Annotated in this window: 1 protein-coding gene; it reads left to right on the top strand. The window is 29.7% G+C overall.

Going from position 1 to position 664, the window contains the following annotated elements:
- Positions 1-190: 190 nt before the first annotated feature.
- Positions 191-583, top strand: a complete 393-nt coding sequence (locus L8X38_RS08395) for a hypothetical protein (RefSeq protein WP_263661771.1) — start codon at positions 191-193, stop codon at positions 581-583.
- Positions 584-664 lie beyond the last annotated feature (81 nt).

Genomic DNA, 664 nt, shown 5'->3' with positions numbered 1-664 from the left:
TTTTAAAGGGGAAATCAAAGCTAATAAGCCTTGACTATAATTATACAAAGTAGTATAATTATTACTAGAATTTTATGGTTCAATTTAATCACCACCTAACTGAGTGTTGATTAACACCAAAGGCGGCCACCTTTGGTGTTCCACCCTTTGAAATTATACTCAAATCTTACTTAAACTTCTAAAATAAGAAATGATAAATCTTTTATTTAAAAACACAAAGCTTTATATTGCTTTAGCTCTAATGCTTATGCTTAATGTGTTTTTATATCTTAAGCTAGATAGCACAAACGCAAAATTAGAAAAAAGTCAAAGTGATTTAAATTTAGCTTTGGGTGTAAATAATGAACTCACGAGGATTACTCAGGAGCTTAAAACAAGACACGAACAAGAGCTAAAAGCACTCTTTCATGTAAATACTCAAAAAAATCAAATCAAAACAAGGGTTGATGATGTTAAAAACTATATATCCAAAAGCAATGAAACTAATACCACTAAGCTTTTTAATGCTATGCTTGATAGGCTGTGGGAGCAAAACACAAGTATTAACCAAAATACAAATTCAAAAAGTGCAAATACCAAATGAGCTTTTAGAATTTGATAGAGCGCATAAACCTATAGTGCAAGATGAAAAAGATATATTAAAAGCTTATAGTGAGCTTTTTTA

This window comes from Campylobacter sp. CNRCH_2014_2452 (assembly GCF_025772865.1).
GTDB lineage: Bacteria > Campylobacterota > Campylobacteria > Campylobacterales > Campylobacteraceae > Campylobacter_D > Campylobacter_D lari_D.
This window is presented reverse-complemented; position numbering and strand designations above follow the sequence as displayed.